We start from the raw sequence: 22,493 nt of genomic DNA on the forward strand, positions 1-22,493 counted from the left end.
AAGGAATCGATCTAGCTGAGACTCCGGTAATGGGTAGGTACCCGATTGCTCCAAGGGATTTTGCGTCGCAATCACAAAGAAGGGTGATGGTAAGGCTCGGGTTTCTCCCTCGAGGGTAACCTGTCCCTCTGCCATCGCCTCAAGTAAGGCACTTTGCGTACGCGGTGTACTGCGATTAATTTCATCCGCCAGTAACACCTGCGTGAAAATCGGCCCGGGATGAAAGTGAAAACTGTGATCGTCTCTGTGGTAGATGGATAAACCTAAGATATCGGCAGGCAAGAGGTCCGACGTGAACTGTACGCGCTTGTAAGAAAGCCCGAGCACCTGTGCCAAAGCGTGGGATAGCGTGGTCTTACCCATCCCCGGAAGATCTTCGATGAGTAAATGTCCACTGGCGAGTAGGCAGCAAATCGCCAGGCGTATCTGCGACTCTTTGCCCAGCAAGACTGTCGCCACCTCGTCTACCGCTGCGTCGATGAGCGCTTTTTTACCCATACTCATTGCCCGCCACCCAATACTGTAAAAATCTTCAGCCTCATCCAGATCAAAAGCTCACCAACCATCCTAAATACATGGACTCAGCCCAGAGACGCCAAACCACGTCCAAGATCCGCCTTAAGATCATCAATATCCTCAAGGCCCACCGCGATGCGGATGAGGTTGTCCGTAATGCCTGCCTCGCGGCGCTCGTCCACAGAAATCCGGCTATGCGTGGTGGTCGCTGGATGCACAATCGTGGTCTTGGCATCACCCAGGTTCGCCGTCAGAGACATTAATCGAGTTGCGTCAATCACCTTCCACGCTTCCGCTTTGCCTCCATGAACCCGAAAAGACAAAACCCCACCGAATGCTGACTGCTGTTTTGCCGCCAAGGCATGTCCGGGATGGCTCTTAAGGCCCGCATAAAACACCGCTTCCACATTCGGCTGATCCTGCAGCCACGTTGCCATAAGCAGTGCAGAGGCGCTATGAGCCTGCATGCGCAAAGAGAGTGTTTCCAAACCTTTCAGAAAGACCCAGGCATTGAAAGCACTCATGGTGGGTCCACAGCTACGCAGGAAGCCCAACACCTGATCCATTAGCTCCCGATTGCCAAGGACTGCTCCACCCACGCAGCGACCCTGACCATCGAGATACTTGGTCGCCGAATGAATCACCATGTCGGCGCCAAATGACAAAGGTCGTTGTAATGCAGGCGAGCAAAAGCAGTTATCAACAACCAGCAAAGCACCCGACGATCGCGCAATGGCAGACATACTCGCAATGTCAGCAACCTCACACAGAGGATTAGAGGGCGTTTCCAGGTACAGCAGACGCGTATTGTCCTGTAACGCCTCGCGCCAGCCATCCACCGGTAGTAAGGGAACAAAACTGACTTCGACCCCAAAGTTCGCCAGGTACTTGGAAAAAAGCGTTCGCGTAGTACCGAACACATCTCTGGAGCAAATCACGTGATCGCCCGCCTTGAGCAGCGCCATGCAGGTACTCAGTATCGCGGCCATACCCGAGGCAGTTGCCACACACGCCTCGGCACCCTCTAAGGCGGCAAGGCGTTCTTCGAAGCTGCGCACCGTAGGGTTGGTATAACGGGAATACACATTACCGGGATCATCACCGGCAAAGCGCGCGGCCGCATGCTCCGCGCTGTCAAACACGTAACTGGAGGTCAAAAACAGTGCTTCACTGTGCTCTCCCTCAGGAGAACGCGTAATTCCGCTGCGTACTGCCAGACTCTGCCACTGCAGTTCGTCCAACACCGGGTCGTCTCGCTTGCTCACAATTTGCTCTCATCTAGTGACTGGACCAGCTATCGAAATGGTCCTCTATTCGCTTTCTAATCCTGGCTTAGGCGATGTCTGACACATCGTTGTACATACCCACACCGTCGCCGTCGCTCTCCTGTCGGCTCATGTTTTGGGCTTCATCATTGCGCGCCGCATCCAAGTCCGCGAGGTACTGTTCATCGACGTCCCCGGTAACGTAGTGACCATCAAACACCGAGCAATCAAACGCGTCTATGAGCGGATTGCCCTCTCTGGAACAGCTGATCAGTTCATCCAAATCCTGATACACGAGCCAGTCTGCGCCGATCAATTCACCTATTTCGTCCACTGTTCGCTCGTGGGCAATCAGTTCTTTGGGAGATGGCATATCAATTCCGTAAACATTCGGATAGCGCACGGGTGGCGCAGCGGACGCTAGATATACACGAGCCGCCCCGGCATCTCTCGCCATCTGAATGATCTCCCGGGAGGTTGTACCGCGCACGATGGAGTCATCCACCAGCATGACATTTTTGCCTTCGAACTCCAGGCGAATCGGATTGAGCTTTTGGCGAACAGACTTACGGCGCTGCTGTTGTCCGGGCATTATAAAAGTGCGGCCAATGTAGCGATTCTTAACCAAGGCCTCCCGATACCTGATACCCAGTGATTGCGCCAGCGCGAGACCCGCGGTGCAACTGCTGTCGGGTATGGGTATCACCACATCAATATCGTGATCCGGTCGCTCCCTGAGAATCTTGCGCGCCAGCGCTTCACCCTGACGAGCCCGGGTCTTATACACCGATATCTCATCGATAAGGCTGTCGGGACGCGCGAAGTAAACGTGTTCGAAAATACAGGGCCGCAACAACGGTGCCTCGGCACACTGACGCATGTGCAGCTGTCGCTGAGCGTCTATGTACACCGCCTCACCGGGGGCGACATCGCCCAGAAGCCGGAACCCGAGAACATCAAGCGCAACACTTTCGGACGCCACCATGTACTCGCGCTCACTGCCCTCGCCTCGATAACCGACTACCAAAGGTCGGATTCCGAAGGGGTCACGAAATGCGATTACCCCATAATTCACAATCATCGCGACCGCAGCATAACCGCCACGACAACGGCGATGAACGGCTGACACGGCGGCAAACAAGTCATCCGGGGATGGATGTAACTTACCCAATGCCTGTAACTCGTAGGCAAAAACGTTCAATAAAACCTCGGAATCCGAATCCGTATTGAGGTGTCGCATCTCGCTCTCGAACAGTTCCTCGCGCAGCACCCGAGAATTCGTCAGATTGCCATTGTGCGCAAGCGCGATACCGTAAGGCGAGTTCACATAAAACGGCTGAGCGTTGGCAGCACCCGCGCTGCCCGCGGTGGGATAGCGAACGTGCCCTATACCAATATTACCTTCCAGACGTTGCATGTGATGCTGACGAAACACATCCCTTACAAGCCCGACGCTCTTGCGTTGATGAAACCTGTCCTGGCTGCAGGTCATAATGCCTGCCGCGTCTTGACCCCGGTGCTGCAAGACCGTCAACGCATCGTATATTTGAGGTGCCACGTTAGCTTTGCCAACGATACCAGTCAGTCCGCACATATAATCCGCACCCTCCAACTAAGCACACACAAGATAAACGATCTCGATATCACGCGTTCAGCCCCTTAATTTCTACGTCTCGAAATTCATCGAAAAGCCGCATACTCCAAGCGAGCATGACATCAATATGCGGCATAAGTTGAGACTCTTCCAAAAGGCTCTGCTCGCTTTTGGGAACAATCTCGCGCACGACAAACACCAAAGCCATGACAATCAACATTCCGCGCAATACCCCAAACACTGAACCGAGCAGCCGATCCAGAACACCCAGCCCCGTAGCCTTAATAATGCTCGCAAAGAGCTTTGCTGTGAGGGAGCTAGCCACCAGGGTGAGAACAAACAGCAGTGACCAAGCGACGATGTAACGACCCGTGTGATTCTCTATTAAATCGCCGATCTGGCCAGCCACCGTTACGGCCAGCAAATTAGCAACAACAAACGCCACAACCCAGCCCGCAAGCGATATCGCCTCGCGCACGAAACCCCGCCACAAACTCAGGAGTGCAGAAAGTATCAATATCACCACGACGACCCAGTCAAAGCCGTTAAACAGGGAAAGCTGTGGCCAATCGTTCATGGCAGGTACCGTATGATCAAGGATTCAACCCGCCAGGTTTTATCCACTGCGCCTTTCACCGGCAGCAATTCGTCGCGGCTATAGCGAGGTCCAACGAGTACACGATAAAGCACGCGATCATCGCGACGCATGCGCTTGACGTAACCCTTATAGCCGGCGGACACCAATTCATCGCGCAGCGACTCCGCACGCGCCTTGTCAGCCATAGTGGCTACCTGCAGTGAATAAGCAATCGGCAATCCATCGGCATCCATTGCGGGAGATTCCAGTGTACTGCGCGCTTCATTGAGATCTGCCACAGGCATAGTCACATCACGTGGTGGAAGTCCTGCTCGCTCGACATCAGATGTCCCTTCATCGTCGGGGAACGCCACATCTTGCGTCTCGACGCTCTGTGCCGCGGCCTTCTTTCCTGAGCGCAGTCCCAAACTATCTGGCTCAGGCAAAGGGGTAAGATCCACAGGCGGTGCCTTTGGAACTAGCACACGCAGATCCTCAGCCTTCTGGGTACCGGGAACAAAAATAATCGGCCAAAAGACGACAACCAGTGCGACAAGGATGAGTGCGCCGACAAGGCGTTGTTTTACGAGGTTATCCACCAGTTTTCAGTGCCCGTCTGAGGTGCTTGGGAGTTCTAGGCTCAAGAGAGTCATTATACCCGCTACGCTGTGAAAAGAGCCGCAGACAACCAAACGATCTCCCGGGGAACTGCCTGTAAGCAACTGCGCCCAAACGGCCTCAGTACTAAATTCACCCTGCGGAATAGCGATCCCCACCTCATCCAGAGCCTGCCAGATGACCTCCGGCGACGCCGCACGACCAATGCCTGGAATCGCCAGCGCGCAAGCACCATCAACACCGGTGGCCAGAGCAGCCGCCATTGATTCCAGATCCTTATCTGCCATAAGCCCCAGCGCGGCGATAGTCTTACCCTTTATCGGCCGGGCTTTGAGGTAATCCACCATCGCTTGCATGGCCGCGGGGTTGTGCGCCACATCTAGCAATAGCTCTCGCTCTGCAATTTGGACTACCTGACGACGCGCCGGTACTCTTAAATGAACCAGCGCCCCCGCAGCCACGTCCACATCGAAGGCCGCTCCAAGGAGGCAGGCACTCGCCTGAAGCGCCGCCGCGACGTTCGCTGGACGCAGGCCGTCAGGAACCATAAAAACCGCCGAGAGCTCCGTACCGGCCAGCTGGACACACAACTGCTCAGCCTCGTTGCTCCAAGACCACTCTTTGCCTGCGCTAAGAGGCAATGCAGCTATATCCTGAAGCGTGCTGAAAAGTGTTGCCGGGTAACTAGACTCTGCGAGAACTACGGGGCGTCCCGGTCGTGCTACGGCGGCTTTCTCCGGCGCAATTTTTTCAACCGTGTCGCCCAGCCAATGCTGGTGATCCAGATCAATCGCCGTAATAACCACCACATCGGCATCGACCAGGTTTACCGCATCAAGCCGCCCCCCAAGTCCCACCTCCATAACGGCAACATCGACTTTTTGCTCTTTGAAAATCCACCAAGCTGCCAAAGTGGCGAACTCAAAATACGTTAGGGTCACTTCTCCTCGAGTGTTTTCTATGGCGGTAAAAGCGTCGAGAATTTGCTGATCACTGACGACTTCGCCATCCACAGCAATACGTTCGTTAAAACGCAAAAGGTGGGGTGAGGTGTACCGCCCCGTACGTTTACCTTGGGCACGAAGGATTGCGTCGGTGCTGTAAACCACACTGCCCTTGCCATTCGTGCCCGCGACGGTAATAACATCGGGGCCGTAAGGAAGTAGATTCAGGTTTTCTGCTGCGACTCGGACTCGAGCCAGCCCGAGGTCGATCTCGACGGGATGTAGCTGCTCAAGATACCGCAGCCACTCACCTAGGGTTCGTTCAGGCATCCGGTTTTTTGTCGGAAGACTCCTCAGCGGCGTCGGGATCCAATCCGTCCTCAGCACCGAGGGAGGATTCATCCCCCACTAAGCCCGCATCATCGCGATCCTCTGATGACCCAGGCTCACTACCTGAGGCCGTCTCACTTTGCTCACCGCTGTCGGCGTAATCCGCCGTCGTCTGCGAATCTTCGTCACTATCCGCAGTGGCATCATCAGCAGTGGCATCGTTCACCACCTGGGCGTCCTCTTCCACTGCAGCTTCGCGGGTCAGGGCATCCCCGGCGGAACCTGACTCCAGCGACTCGTTCTGTGCATCACTGACCGCCGCTTCATCCGCGCCAAGCGTGGCACCGGCCACAAGCTCCGCGTCAGTATCCAGTGAAGCCAAAGCTGGCACACCGGTGAGCTTCGCTAAAATGCGCGCGATAGTGTCACGCAATTCCAAGCGGGACACGATCATGTCGATGGCCCCGTGCTCTAGAAGAAACTCACTACGCTGGAAGCCCTTGGGTAACTTCTGGCGAATCGTTTGCTCGATGATATTGGGGCCTGCGAAGCCTGCGCGGGCATCAGGTTCAGCAATATTCAAATCGCCAAGAAGAGCAAGAGAGGCTGACACACCGCCGTAAATGGGATCAGTGAGCACCGACACATAAGGGACACCTTCGGTGTGCATACGCTCGATGACAGCGCTGGTTTTAGCCATTTGCATGAGCGAAATCAGCGCTTCCTGCATGCGCGCACCGCCAGAAGCAGCAAAGCAAATCAGTGGAATTCGTTCTCTGATTGCCAACTGCGCAGCTTGAGAGAACTTCTCGCCCACAGCCTGGCCCATGGAACCTCCATGGAACCCAAACTCAAAGGCGACGGCTATCACGGGCATCGTATGTAGCGTGCCACGCATGGCGATCAGTGCATCGCGTTCGCCCGTAGACTTTTGCGCTGCGGCCAGCCTAGCCGAATACTTCTTCTTATCGCGAAACCGTAGGCGATCAACGGGCTCAATGTTTGTGAATACTTCTTCGCGGCCGTCTTCGTCCAGAAAAATATCCAAACGCCGCCGCGCGCCGAGGCGCATATGATGTTCGCACTTGGGGCAAACATTCGCATTACGCTCCAAGTCTGGGCGATACAGCACCCCTTCGCACTTTATGCACTTGGTCCAGACACCCTCGGGCACTGACGCCCTCTTGGAACCTTCGGCCTTACTGATGCCCGAAGGCAGTATTTTGTCGATCCAGCTCATGGAGCTCTCTCCAGAATGCGATGCTTGGGCATTATACGCATCCCAGAGGCCTTAGGCTGCGTTAGACGCCGTGCTATCGACATGCTCACGAATGTCGCCAAGCAGTTCTCGCGCTGCAACCAATACTGCCGCGTCATCGCCTCCTGCCTCAGCCACATCAGCAAGACGCTGTACGAGAGCAGAACCCATTACCACACCATCGGAAACCGCAGCCACCGCCGCCGCCGAAGGTCCGTCTTTGATCCCAAACCCAACACAAATGGGAAGTGTTGTATGGGTTCGTATCTCTGCGACTGATCGAGCAACAGCTTCTCGATCAAGGTTACCGGCGCCTGTGACGCCTTTAAGCGATACATAATAAATAAATCCACTCGCCTCCTCAGCGATGCGATCCATACGATCCACCGGTGTTGTGGGTGCAATCAGAAAAATATTGTCCATTCCCACGCGGCGCAGCTCTCGATTTAGGCCCTCCACTTCCTCCGGAGGAATATCTACTGTGAGCAATGCATCGACGCCACTAGCCGCCGCGTGATCGGCAAACTGAGCATGCCCCATATGTTCTACTGGATTGGCATAGCCCATGAGTAAGACCGGGGTCTTTTGGTTGTGCTTTCGAAATTCAGACATCACATCAAACACACCGCGCAAACGCATACCACGCTCCAGGGCACGTTCATGTGCGCGCTGTATTACCGGGCCCTCAGACATCGGATCAGAAAACGGCACTCCCAACTCAATAATGTCAGCCCCGGATTCCACCAAGGCAAACATCAGCTCGACAGTGAGTTCAACCCCTGGATCGCCAGCAACAATGTAAGGAATCACCGCCTTTCGTCCCCGTGCTCTAAGATCCGTAAAACACTCCGCTATTCGACTCATGCGCGACTCATACCTCTATCCCTTCCAGACGGGCAACCGTCAAAATATCCTTATCGCCCCGTCCTGACAGATTAACCACGATGTGCTGATCGGCTGTCATGGTCGCGGCCAGTTTTTCAGCGTAAGCAAGGGCATGCGCTGTTTCAAGAGCCGGCATAATGCCCTCTACCCTCGTGGTCTTGTGAAACGCCGCAAGCGCTTCTTCATCATTTGCAGACACATAGTTCACGCGGCCAATATCTTTCAGCCAGGAATGCTCGGGACCCACTCCGGGGTAATCAAGTCCTGCGGACACTGAATGGGTATTAATGATTAGCCCATCCGCATCTTGCATCAGGTAAGTTCGGTTGCCGTGAAGCACACCGGGCGACCCGGCTGACAACGGCGCAGCATGCTGCCCAGTCTCTATACCTAAACCACCTGCCTCTACTCCGTACATCGCAACGGTTTCGTCGTTCAAAAACGGGTGGAACAAGCCAATGGCGTTGGAGCCACCGCCCACACAAGCGACCAGGGCGTCGGGCAGCTTGCCGTTTTGTGCGAGGCATTGTGCGCGAGCTTCACGCCCGATCACGCATTGGAAGTCACGAACCAACATTGGATAAGGATGCGGACCAGCGACGGTACCAATAATGTAGAAGGTGTTATCTACGTTAGTGACCCAATCTCGCATCGCCTCATTCATTGCATCTTTGAGCGTTGCAGAACCCGAGGTAACCGGAACTACTGTTGCCCCAAGCAGCTTCATCCGGTACACATTCAACGACTGCCTCTGAATGTCTTCAGCACCCATAAACACATGACATTCCAGACCCAGCCTCGCGGCGATGGTTGCCGTGGCAACGCCGTGCTGCCCTGCACCAGTCTCTGCGATAACCCGGGGCTTACCCATGTGCTTAGCAAGCAAAGCTTGCCCCACGGTGTTATTCACCTTATGCGCACCGGTGTGATTGAGATCCTCGCGCTTAAAGAAGATTCTTGCTCCACCGATTTGATCAGACCACCGTCGAGCCTCATAGAGCGGCGACGGTCGGCCCACGTAATGCGCCAGGTCGTAATCAAACTCTGCCTGAAAATCCGCATCTTGAGAAAGCTGGCGATAGACCCCCTCTAACTCAGCGAGCGCTGCCATCAAGGTCTCTGCGACATACTTGCCGCCGTAGGATCCGAATCGTCCGTCAGCATCAGGCTGATTGGAGAAACTGAGAGGGTTCAAATCAATAGTCATACCGCTGCATCCTCGTGCTTACGTCTATCCGCTTCGCGCACTGCGTCGATAAACTGCCGCATACGCCTAGGGTCTTTCTCACCGGAGGCGTTTTCGACACCCCCGCTTACATCTACTGCCTGTGGTGCAACCTGCTCAATGGCCGTGCCTACATTGTCAGGCGTTAAACCACCCGCCAGAATCCAGGGCCGACTGAGCACTGGAATACGTTCCCAAGCGAAGGTATCGCCGGTACCCCCGGGCGCGTCCGGCCGCCAAGCGTCAAACAACAGCGCTCGGGCGCCCTGATGCTCCTGCAACAACGCGTCTATGTCGATCTCGGGACGCATACTAATCGCTTTGATGTAGGGTCGCCCAAACTGCTCACAGAAGGCGGCTGATTCCGTTCCATGAAACTGCAGACAATCTAAGGGACAGATTTCAAGAATTCGCTCTACTTCATCTGCCTGCGGATCCACAAACAGGCCCACACTTGTAACAAGGGCTTGAGTTCCCTTAATCACGTCCAGGGCTTGAGAAGCCGAAACAGCACGAGAGCTGTGCGGGTAGAACACTAGACCGATGGCATCTGCCCCGGCTTCACATGCCTGCTCAGCCAGCACAGCGCAGCGCAGCCCGCATATTTTAACCCGAGTCATGGCTTCGAAACGTCCTATTAGCACTTTGTGAAAAGCGAGCAATGATAGCAGAAGCCCGGAGTTATTCCTGCGCTGCAGACGGGAAGAAAGGCAGATCTGGCGCTGAGGGAACCTTCAAGGACTCAGGATAGCGAACATCGCTAAGATATAAGCCCTGGGGCGGCGCCGTCGCTGCCGCCTGCGTCCTGTCCAGGCCTGCCAACAGCGCTCCCAGCCAGTCTTCGGGCTGCTCGCCAACACCTACCTGTAGGCATGAGCCGACAATATTGCGCACCATATGATGCAAAAAAGCGTTCGCTACCACACGGATTTGAATGAGATCGCCTCGACGGAATACCTGCGCGCTTTCCATAAAACGCATCGGCGTTGTGGACTGACAAGAGGAGGCGCGAAACGCGGAGAAATCCTGCTCTCCCAGCAAGGCCTGTAGGCTGCCCCGCATACGAGTCTCATCAATGGGTTTACGAACCCACACTATGCGGTTGGCAAGCAAGGCCGAGGGTGTTCGCGTATTAGCAATCAGGTAGTCGTACTGCCGGGCAATAGCGCTATGACGGGCGTGGAAGTCGGCACTCATGGCCTGACCGTCGGCAAGACGAATATCCAGGGGCAGCTGCGCATTGGCGCCCAAAATCCAAGCCTTGAGGCTGCGCACACATGGCGCATCAAAGTGCAGCCATTGGGCTGTAGCATGAACACCCGTATCGGTGCGTCCTGCGCAAAACACCCGCACAGGACTGTCGGCTATCTTCGACAATGCTGTTTCGACTTCGGTCTGGACGGTCCGCACGTGGGGAAGCTGTGCTTGAGCCTGCCAGCCGCTGTAGACACTGCCATCGTACTCGACTCGAATGGCAACTCGCTGCCCGGGAGGCAGCGTTTCGATCGAAAAAGGCTTACTTAGACGTTCAGGCAATGCGCGTCAGGAGGTCGCGCGATTCCTGCTGCTGCTCATCGGTACCCTTTTCAATCACTTCTTCAAGGATACCCCGAGCGCCTTCACTGTCACCCATATCGAGATAGGCGCGAGCCAGATCCAGCTTAGTCGCCATTTGATCAGCGTCGTCCGCAATAAGTAGCTCTTCGCCCTCTATATCGTCAACCTCTGGAGCGAAGCGATCAGCGCTCATATCCTGTGGTGCCACCAAGGCGTCTGACAAATCAAGCTGCTCGTCTACATTACTAAAGTCGAGTTCGTCGTCTGCTCCGTCTAAGGCGCCGTCTTCCTCTATCTCCAGGTGCTCAAAGTCAATCGACTCTATCCCATCATCGACGAATCGAGCGGCTTCCATACGCAACTCCTCAGACTCAGCATCTTCCATGCTCAGCTCTAGAGTATCCGAGATTTCGACAACATCGGAGTCCAGACCGGCGGGCGGCTCAAGGTTCAGGTCGTCATCGATATCCAATGTGGGTGCAGCGCTCCGCAGAGTATCAGCAGCAACGCTTGGAGCTGCAGCGGTGCTCACGCCTCCACCTAACAGCGCTTCTCCTCGAGATATTGCATCAGGGCTGCCGTGCTTATGAAGCTCTTCAAGCTGCTCGGCCGCACTGGCCTCTTCGCCCATATCCACATATAGCTCAATCAATTTAACGCGATAAGCGCCATTGCCTGGATCACTGCTAATCGCGGTATCGAGGAGCTCGATGGCCTGCAGATAACGTCCATAGGCAATATAGATGTCGGCCTCAGCGAGAGCGTCGCCAGCTGATCCTTCATCGATGTAGTCGTCGTGCTTACGCTCGCCATAGCCGCGACTGCCACCTCGGGAGTGAGCTCCTGCATCCGCTTTGCCATCATCAGACGCCTCTCCTTCCTCAGCTTCTTCAGCCTCTGGCGCAAAGGCTAGGGCCGACTCTGCGTCGCTGTCATGAGTATCATTCTCTTCGAAGGACTCCGTTGTGAGGTTGACGCCGGCAAATACATCGTCGTCTACTTCCATGGAGTCGGTGTTTCGACCGCCCGTCTCATCATTCTTTCCGCGCCGGCGCAGCAGTAGAACAACCGCTGCCACAAGAGCCAGCAGGCCACCGAAAATTGGCAGCCATGGAATACCGCCAGACTGAGTCTGTGGCGAACTCGCTGCAGGCGTCGGGACTGCGGAGGCTGGGGTCGTAACCGCGGGTACAGCCACCGGAGCAGCAGCCGCAACTGCCGCCGCTTCTCTTGCTTCGCGCAGCGCCTGTTCCAACGTCGCAATTTGCTCATCCTTAAGTGACACGATCTGCTCGAGTGTGTCCAAGCGCGTTGCCATAGCGTCTAGCTTAGCCGCCAATTCGGATGATCCAGATGACTCCCCTGCTGGGGCCACCTCAGCCATATCATCGGCGGTAGCATCCATAGCACTTGGCTGCGTCGAACCCGCACTCGCAGGCTGTCCCGCATTGCTCGGGGACGCGTCTGTATCACTGCTGCGCGATGGGGTATCGGTAATACTGTCCGCTGAGACTCTCAAAGTCGCCGCAGCCGTCACGCCGGGCGCGCCACGTCCTGCACGCCATTCTTGATTTTGCTCCCGAACTTCATCGAGAGCGCGAGCCAGGTCATCAGTACTAACCTCCCCAGCTGCGGGAAGATAAATAATGTAGCCGGCCTTAACTTGATTGATGTTCCCGTTGATAAAGGCTTCAGGGTTTATGCGCTGAATCTCCAGCATAGCCTGTTGGACTGAAATGCCCTGAGGCTTCCCCTGGGAAGCGATTTGCCACAACGTTTCATCGCGCTTGACCATATAGCGATTGCCGGACCGCGGCCTGTCCATTGTTTCGGCCGAAAAAGCACGCTGGGGCATTTCTCCTGCTGGGAGACTGCTCTCTCGAAGCGCTACGTTGTCGCTGCTCTCGCGCTGCTCCTCACGAGACTCGGGCGCCAAAGCGGGCTTTTCAAGATTCGAATCCTCAATACGCTCTACGGCTGACACCGTGACCACGTCCTGGCGAAAAGCCGGGGGGTCAACAAGAACAGTGTATTCACGCAGCAGACGGCCCGTAGGCCAACGCGCTTCGATAATGAGATCAATGAACGGCTCCAACACGGACGCATCGGTGCTAAGTCGAATAACTCCACGACCGCTTTCCTCATCGACTTCGATGTCAAACTTAATGCTCGTTAGGAAGTAGCTGCGTTCAACGCCCAATCGTTCAAAGTCATCCCCGCCCGCGAGGCGGATACGAATGTCATCGATCGTTAATTGCCGCGTATCAAGAAGCTCAACCTCGGCACGCAAAGGCTCGTTGAGGAACGATTGCATCTCGATTTCACCGAGACCCAACGCCATCGCAGGCAATGATGCCGCCGCCCCATACGCGACTACCGCTGCTCGCACAGCAGCCTTGACCTCGACTCTAGTCACCATCGCCCCGCCTTTTTATTACCCTGATGCGCCATTATGCCCGAAGCTCTCGAGTCTTAGACGCTTTCTCTGACAATACCGCACTTCGCGACAGAAAAAGCTTTTTACACAACAGCTTGCGTCAAATTACCTACAAAATGCTGCAACTTGTAGAAATGTAGCCTTGCGCGCGCGGCGGCGTCAAGTCCGAGGGTTTTCGCCGCCACAAGTTGGATCCGACTGCGCGCTCAGCTAAGGAGCCTTTCGCGCACCAGTAACTCGGCGATTTGGACACTATTTAAGGCCGCTCCTTTGCGCAGGTTGTCGGCAACCACCCACAGATTTAGACCTCGATCGTGAGAGATGTCTTCTCGGATTCGGCTAACAAACACAGCATCCTTACCTGCGGCGTCTGTAACCGGCGTCGCATAGCCGCCATCTTCATGCTCGTCGATCACGGTCACGCCCGGCGCCGCCTCGAGCAGCGCGCGTGCCTCTTGAGCACTCAACTTGTCCCGAGTTTCTATATGCACAGCTTCACAGTGGCCGTGAAAAACAGGGACGCGAACACAAGTGGGGTTGACTGCGATCGATTCGTCTTCAAAGATTTTCTGAGTCTCCCACACCATTTTCATCTCTTCTCGGGTGTAGCCGTTGTCCTCGAACGTATCGATCTGCGGCAATGCATTAAACGCAATCTGCTTCGGGTAAACCTTACTCTGCGCGGGCTGTCCGTTGAGTAAACGTGCTGTCTGCCCTGCCAACTCTTCGATGGCTGATTTACCCGTGCCCGACACCGCTTGATACGTTGCGACGTTGATGCGCGTAATACCGGCCGCATCATGCAAGGGCTTTAGCGCAACGAGCATCTGAATAGTCGAACAATTGGGATTTGCAATAATTCCCCGCGCATGAACACCCACCGCCGCATGAGGGTTAACCTCCGGCACAATCAATGGGATGTCAGCATCACGACGAAAATGCGAGGTATTGTCGATAACCACACAGCCCGCCGCCGCCGCCTTTGGTGCGTACTCTTCGGAAACACTGCCCCCCGCCGAAAATAAGCCAATTTGAACTTTGGAAAAATCAAAGTTCGCCAGGTCTTGCACCACGCATTGCTTACCTCGGAAGTTCATGCGCTTGCCTGCGGATCGCTCCGACGCAAGTAGATACAGTTCTCCAACCGGAAATTCACGCTGCTCGAGGATATCGATCATCGCCTCTCCGACGGCGCCCGTGGCCCCAACTACTGCAATATCGTAGGTATCACTCATTACTGTGCCGTCCGTCCTGCTATGTCTGTTTTTGCCAGTGCGGCAACCACGGCGTCACCCATCGCGCTGGTGCTAACGCTGGGTCCACCGCTGCCAACGATATCCGGCGTACGCAAACCCCGATCCAAAACCTGACCTACCGCCGCTTCGATACTGTCCGCCCCGGCAGTACAGCCCAGGGAATAGCGCAACATCATCGCTACCGAAAGAATGGTGGCTAACGGGTTCGCCTTTCCTTGCCCCGCAATATCCGGCGCCGACCCATGACAGGGCTCGTAGATACCCTGGCCAGTTTCATTGAGTGAGGCAGACGGCAGCATGCCGATGGAACCCGTGAGCATTGCCGCAACGTCGGACAAGATGTCGCCAAACATGTTGCCGGTCACGATCACATCAAACTGCTTTGGCGCACGCACAAGCTGCATTGCCGCGTTGTCCACGTACATATGCTCTAACTCAACATCCGGATAGTCCGCTGCGAGTTCGCTAACAACCTCACGCCAAAGAACTGTCGCTTCGAGTACGTTCGCTTTGTCTACAGAACACAGGCGACCGCCACGCTTTGCCGCCAGCTCAAAAGCCAGCCTAGCGATGCGTCTGATCTCACTTTCGCTGTATACATAGGTGTTGAAGCCTTCTCGCTCACCATCCTCACGCTCGCGAATTCCTCGCGGTTGACCAAAATAAATACCCCCGGTCAGCTCACGAACAATGAGGATATCCAATCCTGACACCAGCTCAGGTTTGAGGCTGGACGCCTCAACGAGCTGGGGATACATGATGGCCGGGCGCAAATTACCAAAAAGCCCAAGCTCAGAACGAATGCGCAACAAGCCTTTCTCGGGACGCAGATCTCGCTCTACGTTGTCGTAGGCCGGACCACCAACAGCACCGAGCAAAATTGCATCGGCCGCGCGCGCTTTTTCCAAGGTAGAGGCTGGAAGCGGATCGCCCTCCGCCTCATAAGCTGCGCCACCAATGAGCGCTGACTCCGTCTTGATATCAAGTTCATAGAGCTCGCAGATACGTGCGAGCACCTTCTCGGCCTCAGGCAGAATTTCCTGCCCGATGTAATCACCGGGGAGCAGAAGAACCGATTGACTCACGCGCCGACCTCCGAAGAAAACAACCACGGTGAGCGGCTTCGAAGACCGTTTTCGTAGGCGCGAATCGTGGACTCGCTCTTCAAAGTAACGCCGATCTCATCCAGGCCCTCCAGCAGGCATTGCCGACGATATTCCTCCACCGGAAACGACCAGCGACGCCCGTCAGACAGCAGTACTTCCTGTTGCTCCAAATCTACCGTGATGCGATAGCCTTCCTGGGCATACAAGGCCGCGAACAACTCAACGACCTGAGCCTCGGGAAGTACTACCGGCAAGACTCCATTCTTAAAACAGTTGTTATAGAAGATATCGGCAAAGCTTGGCGCAATGACACTGCGAAACCCGTAATCTTCCAGCGCCCAGGGCGCGTGTTCGCGGCTCGAGCCACAGCCAAAGTTTTCGCGACACAGGAGTACTGATGCGCCCTCATAACGCGGAAAGTTCAAAGGAAACTCGGGATTCAGCGGTCGATCACTGCAATCTTGCCCGGGCTGACCTTCATCGAGGTAGCGTAACGCGTCAAACAAATTGGGACCAAAGCCACTGCGCTTAATGGACTTGAGAAACTGCTTGGGAATAATCAGGTCCGTGTCTACATTCGCTCGGTCCATAGGCGCCACCAGACCCTCGTGTACTCTAAGTGCCTTCATGACGGCTCTCCCTGAAAATCCCGAACATCCACAAAGTGCCCCGCAATCGCGGCGGCGGCGGCCATCCCCGGGCTTACCAGATGCGTGCGCCCGCCAAAGCCCTGACGGCCCTCAAAATTGCGGTTAGACGTCGATGCGCAGTGCTCCCCCTTGCCCAATTTGTCAGCATTCATTGCCAGACACATGGAGCAGCCGGGCTCGCGCCACTCAAGACCTGCATCAAGAAAGATTCGATCTAATCCCTCGGCCTCGGCCTGAGCCTTTACTTCACCCGAGCCGGGCACAACCATAGCCTGCTTCACCGAATCGGCTTTCTTACGACCGCGCACAATAGCGGCGGCTTCACGCAAATCTTCGATACGCGAATTCGTACAAGAGCCAATAAACACACGGTCAGCTGGAATCGACGTAATCGCCGAACCACCCTTCAAACCCATATAACTTAAGGCGCGAACAGCCGCATCGCGTTTCGCCGGGTCGGTCATATCCGCAGGGTTAGGGATTAAATCTGTTACGGCCGCCACCATCTCCGGTGACGTTCCCCAGGTAACCTGGGGGGCAACACTGGCGGCATCAATACGCACTTCACGATCAAAGACCGCATCTGTATCGCTGTGAAGCTCAGCCCAGGCAGCGACTGCCAACTCCCAGTGTTCGCCAGTCGGCGCCATAGTGCGCCCACGGACGTAGTCGATAGTCACATTATCCACAGCGATCATGCCACTGCGCGCGCCTGCCTCGATGGACATATTGCACAGCGTCATACGCCCTTCCATACTCAGCGCATGGACGGTTTCTCCGGCAAACTCGATCGCAAACCCAGTACCACCGGCGGTTCCAATTTCACCGATTATGGCCAGCGCCAGATCCTTTGCGGTCACGCCAAGCGCGAGACGTCCGTCGACTTGAATCCGCAGATTCTTCATTTTCTGCTGCACCAAACACTGTGTCGCCAGCACGTGCTCAACCTCGGATGTGCCGATGCCGTGCGCCAACGCACCCAGTGCGCCATGCGTACTGGTGTGGGAGTCACCACAAACCACCGTCATTCCGGGAAGCGTAGCGCCCATCTCCGGGCCCACGACATGCACGATGCCCTGGCGACGATCATTAATCCGTATTTCTTCAATACCGAATTGCTCGCAATTGTCATCCAAGGTTTGCACCTGCAGTCGCGAGGTGGGGTCGATGATGCCCGCTACGCCCCCTGCTCTCTCTGCCGAGTCCGTGGGTACATTGTGATCGGGCACCGCCAGATTGGCATCCAACCGCCACGGGCTTCGCCCCGCGAGACGCAGACCCTCAAAGGCCTGAGGAGAAGTCACTTCGTGAATCAGGTGGCGGTCGATATAAATCAGTGCGGAACCATCCTTCCGCTCTTCCACCAGGTGCGATTCCCATAACTTGTCGTACAGCGTTTTACCCGGCATGACAGTGTGCTCTTTGCTAAAAACGTCGCCATCCTAGGCTTGCGTTAGCAATAACTCAAATCCATTATTTTCATACAGTCAATAACTTTTGCTTATTCATGGATATTGCCAACCTTCGGGCTTTCTCTGCGGCCGCTCAGGCGCAATCGTTCTCTGCTGCATCGGAGCAGCAACAAGCCATCTCATTGACTTACACCGTTTGCCGCCCGTGCTCTGGGAATTTCAACGCCGCTATCCGTCGGTAATGGTTTGTGGGGAACACGCTCTCGCGGGACGAAACCGGGTTCGCGTTGAAGAGCTAGCCGAGTTTCCTGCGGTATTACCTGGCTTGGACTGTGCTCGCGGACAGCAGGGACGGACCAGAGCGGCAAGCACTGCGTGTTAAAGGCACCCGTCTGTCCAGAACGCTGGGGCTGGCATGTCATCAGGAAAGAAGCTTGTCACGTAGTGCTCAAGCGTTTGTGGACCTTTTAAGAGAAACAGGGCAAATGCGGCCTACTACAGACCGTTAAACTCGCAGTAGTAGGTTCATTAACGTATGGCCCCATCATCTCCCATGAGTAGATTCAGCTTATGGGCATCCCCGGGGGCCACCCCAAGACCGCCATGATCCGGAAAATAGAATGCGCCGCTGTAACGCAAAACCGGATTATCGCCGTCGTAAATGGCCCCGCTGCAAAAACCGAATCGGCGCTTCACCTGCACATGATCAGTGCGAGTCTCTAACCAACGCCCCGGGCGACCCGGCGCCATAAAATCAAAGCTTAGATTGATCGTTGGCGCGGGGGCGGGTTGATCGCGCAGCAAGTGGATGCTTGTCGCTGCCGCAATATCTGCCAGGGTCATTAGTGCGCCACCGTGGATAATGCCCATGAGGTTCAGATGCTGCGCCTGCACCACCAAGCCGAAGCTGACTTTGTCGTCCCGAAACCGCCGGTAAAACGGCTGCAGATGATCACCAAAGCCGAGTCCTTCTGGCAATCGCTCAAAACCCTCAGGCACCTCCATAGGCACCCCCTCTTTATTTGCTGAAGCCATGTACTTAAGGTCCTTACGGCATAAGTTAATGCATAAGTTAGTGCGTATGAATGGCGAGGCTGCTCGCCGTCAAAAAATTCCCATCTGAAGTCCCGTGGCAAAACCCGCACCGAGTTCTTGGGCGCTATCCAGCCCCCTTTGATCGGGATCGCCGCGGATTATTTGCGGCTCCAGGGCCTCTGTAAAGGGAATACCACTGAGTATACGCTGGGCCTCCGCAACCGCTCCCCGCCCATCGTTACCCGCAGAAATCAACAATGTATAAGGCAGGCTGCAGCGGCGATCGATGAGGGGATAAAAGACCCTATCCAGAAAATCTTTCATCCCCCCGGACAAACGGCCAGAGTTTTCTGCACAGACCAATAAAAGTCCTGTGCTTTGGATAACATCAAAGACTCCAACATCCGCCGCGCGTTCAATTCGTACCGCAGGATTGTGCTCAATCGCCCCGCTCCAACTGGACGCAGCAAGCTGAGCCGAAGCGCCACTTTGACTGTGATAAATAATTAACACGGCAAACTCAAATTCGTCCCCCAAAAAGCCTATTTGATGTGGATAAAGCAGTGTACAAAAAAAATTCAATGGCTAGAGAGTTATTCGCAATCAAATGAGTACGAAAAGCTCGGTAAATGAAATACTGCGTTTAATCGTTTTAAATCAATAAATTAAAAGAAACACTTAATCTTAAAAATATAATAAGACTAGCCCAACACAATCTGATATTTTTTTGCAAGCGCTGTGGATAACTTTATTTATCCGCCGCGAAATACGCGCGTCAAATACCTTTGTGGCGCAGTTTCCAGCAATGATGAGGCACAGGAAACCGAGCAAAATCGGGATCCAATGTTGCCCGTGTTATCTCCTCGACGTCGAAGCGCTCACTAACCTCTTCATCCAGACGAAACTTACGTCGATTATTGGAAAAATAGAGATCCCCACCGGGTGCAAGCCGCTTCATTGCCACACTGATTAGGCCCACATGATCACGCTGCACATCAAAGCTGCCCGGTATTTTGCGAGAGTTAGAAAACGACGGTGGGTCCAGGAGTATCAGATCAAAGAGGTCCTCTCCTCCCCGAAGCCACTGCATTACATCAGCACGTTCCAGAAGGTTATGGGTTTCGGCAAGTCCGTTATGCGCAAGATTCTGACCCAGCCACCTCAGATAGCTGTTCGATAGGTCGACGCTAACCGTTTCGCGGGCGCCTGCAAGCGCTGCATGCACCGTCGCTGTGCCTGTGTAGCAGTACAAATTGAGGAATCGCCGGCCTTTTACCTCGCTGGCTATGCGCAGACGCAAGGGACGATGATCCAGAAATAAGCCAGTATCCAAATAGTCATGCAGGTTTACGAGTAACCGGGCATCGCCCTCGCGAACGGAGAGCATGTCGCTGGCGCCGCCGCTTGATTGGTACTGTGCTTTGCCGCGCTGTCGTTCACGCTGCTTAAAGACAATCTTTTCGGCAGGCACCCCGCTTGCCAGAGGCAGTGCCTGGCGGATCTCGTTTAGACGTTGCGCTGCGCCCTCCTCACTGATCTCTGTGGGCGCTTTGTATTCAGCAACATGCAGCCAGTCACCATATCGATCCACCGCGACCGCGTACTCAGGAATATCTGCGTCGTAAAGTCGATAGCACTCATTCCCACTGCGCTTTAACCAGGAACCGAGTTTGCGCTGGTTCTTACGAACTCGGTTGGCGAACATTTCCGCCCCTGGGCTCAGGTCCTGCATCTCGGTCACGACGCTGACAGGGGCGGCAGCAACGGTAGTAGCTACCGCAGGATTCCCATCAGCCAACCGGTTCCCCTCAAGGTCGATAAGAAGCAGTGTGACCGGCAGGCGACCATTAAACAGTTGAAACTGTCGATGGCTGCGCAGGCCAAGGGATCTACCGTGCTCCCGGTCGCCTGCGAGAATAGCCGCCTGCCAACCCGGAAATTCCCGGTGCAACAACTCGCCTAGGTGTCTGTACAGTTGCGGAAGGCTGTCCTTTCTTCCGATGCGCTCGCCATAGGGAGGATTCGTGATAACCAGCCCTTTGGGTAATTCAACGTGTGTAGGCTTACGTACTTCCCCAAGAGATTTCACACTCACCCTGACCCACTTGGCCATGCCCGCAGCGGCAATGTTCTCCTGGGCGCTTCGAATTACCTGCGGATCGGCGTCGTAGCCACGAATCTCTGGTAGCCCGGCGCTCAAGCCCCGCTCCGCGCGTCCTCGGGCCTCACTGTGAATGGCGGCCCATTGCTGGGAGTCATGCTCTTGCCACGCCAAGAATCCAAATCGTTCCCGACCCAGCGCTGGCGCCTGGTCCGCTGCCATTTGAGCGCCTTCGAGCAATAGCGTTGCTGAGCCGCACATCGGATCAATGAGCGCTGCGCCCTCTGCTGCCAAGCTGGGCCAGTCCGCGCGAAGCAACAATGCTGCAGCGAGATTTTCTTTTATTGGCGCATCGCCTGCGGAGCGACGATACCCCCGGCGATGCAGGCTCTCCCCCACCATATCCAGAGCCACGTCTACCCGATCGCGCTGCAGGCGCACGACAACCAGAATATCTGGCGCATCAGGATTGACCTGCGGGGGAGCAACACCCGCAGCACGAAACGCGTCAACAATCGCATCCTTACTACGATACGCGCCAAATCGAGTATTGCGAATATCGGCGTTCGTGCCGTGAAAATTGACCGCAAAGCTAAAGCCCTCGCCGATGAGACTGGACCAGGGCAGGCAAAGCAGACTCTCATACAATTCATCCGCATCGCCTGCAGGACCGCCCCCAATCGGCAGCAACACCCGCGTCGCAATTCGAGACCATAGGCAGGCCCGATACATCACAGCACGGGTGCCCGAGAAAGCCACAGCCGCCTGCTCCTCACGAAGGTCAGTTGCACCCAGTGCCTCTAGTTCCTTGGCCAAAATCGGCGGCAGTGCTCGAGGACAGGTGGCTAGCCACTCTCTAGAAGGGTCAGCGATCATTAGTACGAGGTTTCACTTTGCGCACCACCGGTTTCGGTGTAGCCGCGGCTTTAGATCTGGCTTTGGCTTTAGGTTTGGGTTTGGGTTTGGGTTTCACGTTTTCTTTCGGGGTTGAGGTTACGGCAGCCTTACGGAGTGCACGACCAGTGACACGTTTAGACGCCGACTTTCCGAACGCAGAGACCTTAGGCTCACCTTGGTTTATCGCACCTTCGCGCTGCATAACATCGACCACCAGCTGCGTCGAAGAATCCATATACTCGATAAACCGCTGATAACCATCATCACTGAGATTTCTCAGAAAATCATGCTGGCGATAGAGATTCACAAAACGACGCTCGCGCTCAAAATTGCGCGGTAAAGCCATTACGCCCCATTGTTCCAACGTTGCCTCGAGCTGAGGATTGTAACTACGGAGAAACTTAATCAAAAAAGGCACGGGGTCATGACGCGCCAGCAACGACGCAGTGCGCAGCATCAACTCAAGAGGAAGAATCGACTCACCTTGCTCTACGCCTTGAAGTACCGTTTCATCGCCCAACTCCAGACGGTCTGAGAGTTCGGCAATGGTCAGGCCGGCCGTTTCTCTGGCGTCGCGCAGAAAGCGCCCCGCTTCAGCCATAGCCTCCAATCTCTCTGGAGATGCGCCATTAAGTAGCAGGTCGCGAACCCAGGAATCACCGAACATCGCGCTCATAGTGGCAACATCAACCGCCAGATCAAAAGTGCCTCCAGCAACTTTGCCGGCACCTTTGATGAGCGTATCAATCAACGATGAACGAGACGACCCAGCGCTCCCCGCGATACTGTCGAATATGCGGGCATGCTTACTGTCGGTGTCGTTTTTCACA

General features: G+C 55.3%; 19 protein-coding genes and 1 pseudogene. All 20 read right to left on the minus strand.

Going from position 1 to position 22,493, the window contains the following annotated elements; all coding sequences use genetic code 11:
• Positions 1-504 (minus strand): AAA family ATPase (locus ACI9KD_RS09640; RefSeq protein WP_414980956.1); only part of this gene is annotated, 504 nt, incomplete at its 3' end.
• 77 nt (positions 505-581) lie between these two features.
• Positions 582-1,781, minus strand: coding sequence for an O-succinylhomoserine sulfhydrylase (locus tag ACI9KD_RS09645; RefSeq protein WP_414980957.1), 1,200 nt, complete (start codon positions 1,779-1,781; stop codon positions 582-584).
• A 67-nt stretch (positions 1,782-1,848) separates the two neighbouring features.
• Positions 1,849-3,375, minus strand: coding sequence for an amidophosphoribosyltransferase (gene purF / locus ACI9KD_RS09650; protein ID WP_414980958.1), 1,527 nt, complete (start codon positions 3,373-3,375; stop codon positions 1,849-1,851).
• 49 nt (positions 3,376-3,424) lie between these two features.
• On the minus strand, positions 3,425-3,952 hold the full coding sequence (locus ACI9KD_RS09655) for a CvpA family protein (RefSeq protein WP_414980959.1): 528 nt from the start codon (positions 3,950-3,952) through the stop codon (positions 3,425-3,427).
• Positions 3,949-4,551, minus strand: coding sequence for an SPOR domain-containing protein (locus ACI9KD_RS09660; RefSeq protein WP_414980960.1), 603 nt, complete (start codon positions 4,549-4,551; stop codon positions 3,949-3,951). The genes ACI9KD_RS09655 and ACI9KD_RS09660 overlap by 4 nt, the downstream gene beginning before the upstream one ends.
• Before the next feature lie 6 nt (positions 4,552-4,557).
• Positions 4,558-5,844: a bifunctional folylpolyglutamate synthase/dihydrofolate synthase gene (locus tag ACI9KD_RS09665; protein WP_414980961.1), complete on the minus strand. Its 1,287-nt coding sequence runs from the start codon at positions 5,842-5,844 to the stop codon at positions 4,558-4,560.
• Between the two features lie 388 nt (positions 5,845-6,232).
• A pseudogene (accD, locus tag ACI9KD_RS09670) lies at positions 6,233-7,084 on the minus strand (acetyl-CoA carboxylase, carboxyltransferase subunit beta); the annotation flags it as partial.
• Between the two features lie 51 nt (positions 7,085-7,135).
• Entirely contained in the window at positions 7,136-7,966 is an 831-nt protein-coding gene (gene trpA / locus ACI9KD_RS09675) for a tryptophan synthase subunit alpha (protein ID WP_414980962.1), read from the minus strand.
• A 7-nt stretch (positions 7,967-7,973) separates the two neighbouring features.
• Complete coding sequence (gene trpB / locus ACI9KD_RS09680) at positions 7,974-9,194, minus strand: tryptophan synthase subunit beta (RefSeq protein WP_414980963.1); 1,221 nt, start codon at positions 9,192-9,194, stop codon at positions 7,974-7,976.
• A complete protein-coding gene (locus ACI9KD_RS09685) occupies positions 9,191-9,832 on the minus strand; it encodes a phosphoribosylanthranilate isomerase (RefSeq protein ID WP_414980964.1) in 642 nt (213 codons plus the stop codon). Before ACI9KD_RS09685 ends, trpB begins: the two co-directional genes overlap by 4 nt.
• Positions 9,833-9,893: 61 nt before the next feature.
• Entirely contained in the window at positions 9,894-10,748 is an 855-nt protein-coding gene (gene truA, locus ACI9KD_RS09690; RefSeq protein WP_414980965.1) for a tRNA pseudouridine(38-40) synthase TruA, read from the minus strand.
• Positions 10,741-13,188 (minus strand): FimV/HubP family polar landmark protein, encoded by a 2,448-nt coding sequence (locus tag ACI9KD_RS09695; RefSeq protein WP_414980966.1) that lies wholly within the window; start codon positions 13,186-13,188, stop codon positions 10,741-10,743. The genes truA and ACI9KD_RS09695 overlap by 8 nt, the downstream gene beginning before the upstream one ends.
• Positions 13,189-13,412: 224 nt before the next feature.
• A complete protein-coding gene (locus tag ACI9KD_RS09700) occupies positions 13,413-14,441 on the minus strand; it encodes an aspartate-semialdehyde dehydrogenase (RefSeq protein WP_414980967.1) in 1,029 nt (342 codons plus the stop codon).
• Positions 14,441-15,547, minus strand: a complete 1,107-nt coding sequence (gene leuB / locus ACI9KD_RS09705) for a 3-isopropylmalate dehydrogenase (protein WP_414980968.1) — start codon at positions 15,545-15,547, stop codon at positions 14,441-14,443. Before leuB ends, ACI9KD_RS09700 begins: the two co-directional genes overlap by 1 nt.
• Complete coding sequence (leuD, locus tag ACI9KD_RS09710; protein ID WP_414980969.1) at positions 15,544-16,197, minus strand: 3-isopropylmalate dehydratase small subunit; 654 nt, start codon at positions 16,195-16,197, stop codon at positions 15,544-15,546. Before leuD ends, leuB begins: the two co-directional genes overlap by 4 nt.
• On the minus strand, positions 16,194-17,627 hold the full coding sequence (gene leuC, locus ACI9KD_RS09715; protein WP_414980970.1) for a 3-isopropylmalate dehydratase large subunit: 1,434 nt from the start codon (positions 17,625-17,627) through the stop codon (positions 16,194-16,196). Before leuC ends, leuD begins: the two co-directional genes overlap by 4 nt.
• 531 nt (positions 17,628-18,158) lie before the next feature.
• Complete coding sequence (locus tag ACI9KD_RS09720; RefSeq protein WP_414980971.1) at positions 18,159-18,665, minus strand: PaaI family thioesterase; 507 nt, start codon at positions 18,663-18,665, stop codon at positions 18,159-18,161.
• A 69-nt stretch (positions 18,666-18,734) separates the two neighbouring features.
• Positions 18,735-19,202, minus strand: coding sequence for a flavodoxin (locus tag ACI9KD_RS09725; protein WP_414980972.1), 468 nt, complete (start codon positions 19,200-19,202; stop codon positions 18,735-18,737).
• A gap of 238 nt (positions 19,203-19,440) precedes the next feature.
• The gene (gene rlmKL / locus ACI9KD_RS09730) at positions 19,441-21,642 is read right to left on the minus strand and encodes a bifunctional 23S rRNA (guanine(2069)-N(7))-methyltransferase RlmK/23S rRNA (guanine(2445)-N(2))-methyltransferase RlmL (protein ID WP_414980973.1); all 2,202 of its coding nucleotides are present in this window, start codon (positions 21,640-21,642) and stop codon (positions 19,441-19,443) included.
• Positions 21,632-22,492 (minus strand): hypothetical protein, encoded by an 861-nt coding sequence (locus tag ACI9KD_RS09735; protein ID WP_414980974.1) that lies wholly within the window; start codon positions 22,490-22,492, stop codon positions 21,632-21,634. The genes rlmKL and ACI9KD_RS09735 overlap by 11 nt, the downstream gene beginning before the upstream one ends.
• Position 22,493 lies beyond the last annotated feature (1 nt).

Origin of the sequence: Congregibacter sp., assembly GCF_047617445.1 — a bacterium.
GTDB lineage: Bacteria > Pseudomonadota > Gammaproteobacteria > Pseudomonadales > Halieaceae > Congregibacter.

Excerpts from the sequence above, each read along its gene's own strand:
- ACI9KD_RS09695 (WP_414980966.1), bottom strand. The coding sequence starts at position 13,188 with ATGGTGACTAGAGTCGAGGTCAAGGCTGCTGTGCGAGCAGCGGTAGTC.
- ACI9KD_RS09655 (WP_414980959.1), bottom strand. The coding sequence starts at position 3,952 with ATGAACGATTGGCCACAGCTTTCCCTGTTTAACGGCTTTGACTGGGTC.
- trpB (WP_414980963.1), bottom strand. The coding sequence starts at position 9,194 with ATGACTATTGATTTGAACCCTCTCAGTTTCTCCAATCAGCCTGATGCT.
- purF (WP_414980958.1), bottom strand. The coding sequence starts at position 3,375 with ATGTGCGGACTGACTGGTATCGTTGGCAAAGCTAACGTGGCACCTCAA.
- ACI9KD_RS09685 (WP_414980964.1), bottom strand. The coding sequence starts at position 9,832 with ATGACTCGGGTTAAAATATGCGGGCTGCGCTGCGCTGTGCTGGCTGAG.
- rlmKL (WP_414980973.1), bottom strand. The coding sequence starts at position 21,642 with ATGATCGCTGACCCTTCTAGAGAGTGGCTAGCCACCTGTCCTCGAGCA.
- leuC (WP_414980970.1), bottom strand. The coding sequence starts at position 17,627 with ATGCCGGGTAAAACGCTGTACGACAAGTTATGGGAATCGCACCTGGTG.
- trpA (WP_414980962.1), bottom strand. The coding sequence starts at position 7,966 with ATGAGTCGAATAGCGGAGTGTTTTACGGATCTTAGAGCACGGGGACGA.
- ACI9KD_RS09720 (WP_414980971.1), bottom strand. The coding sequence starts at position 18,665 with ATGGCTTCAGCAAATAAAGAGGGGGTGCCTATGGAGGTGCCTGAGGGT.
- leuD (WP_414980969.1), bottom strand. The coding sequence starts at position 16,197 with ATGAAGGCACTTAGAGTACACGAGGGTCTGGTGGCGCCTATGGACCGA.
- ACI9KD_RS09700 (WP_414980967.1), bottom strand. The coding sequence starts at position 14,441 with ATGAGTGATACCTACGATATTGCAGTAGTTGGGGCCACGGGCGCCGTC.
- ACI9KD_RS09665 (WP_414980961.1), bottom strand. The coding sequence starts at position 5,844 with ATGCCTGAACGAACCCTAGGTGAGTGGCTGCGGTATCTTGAGCAGCTA.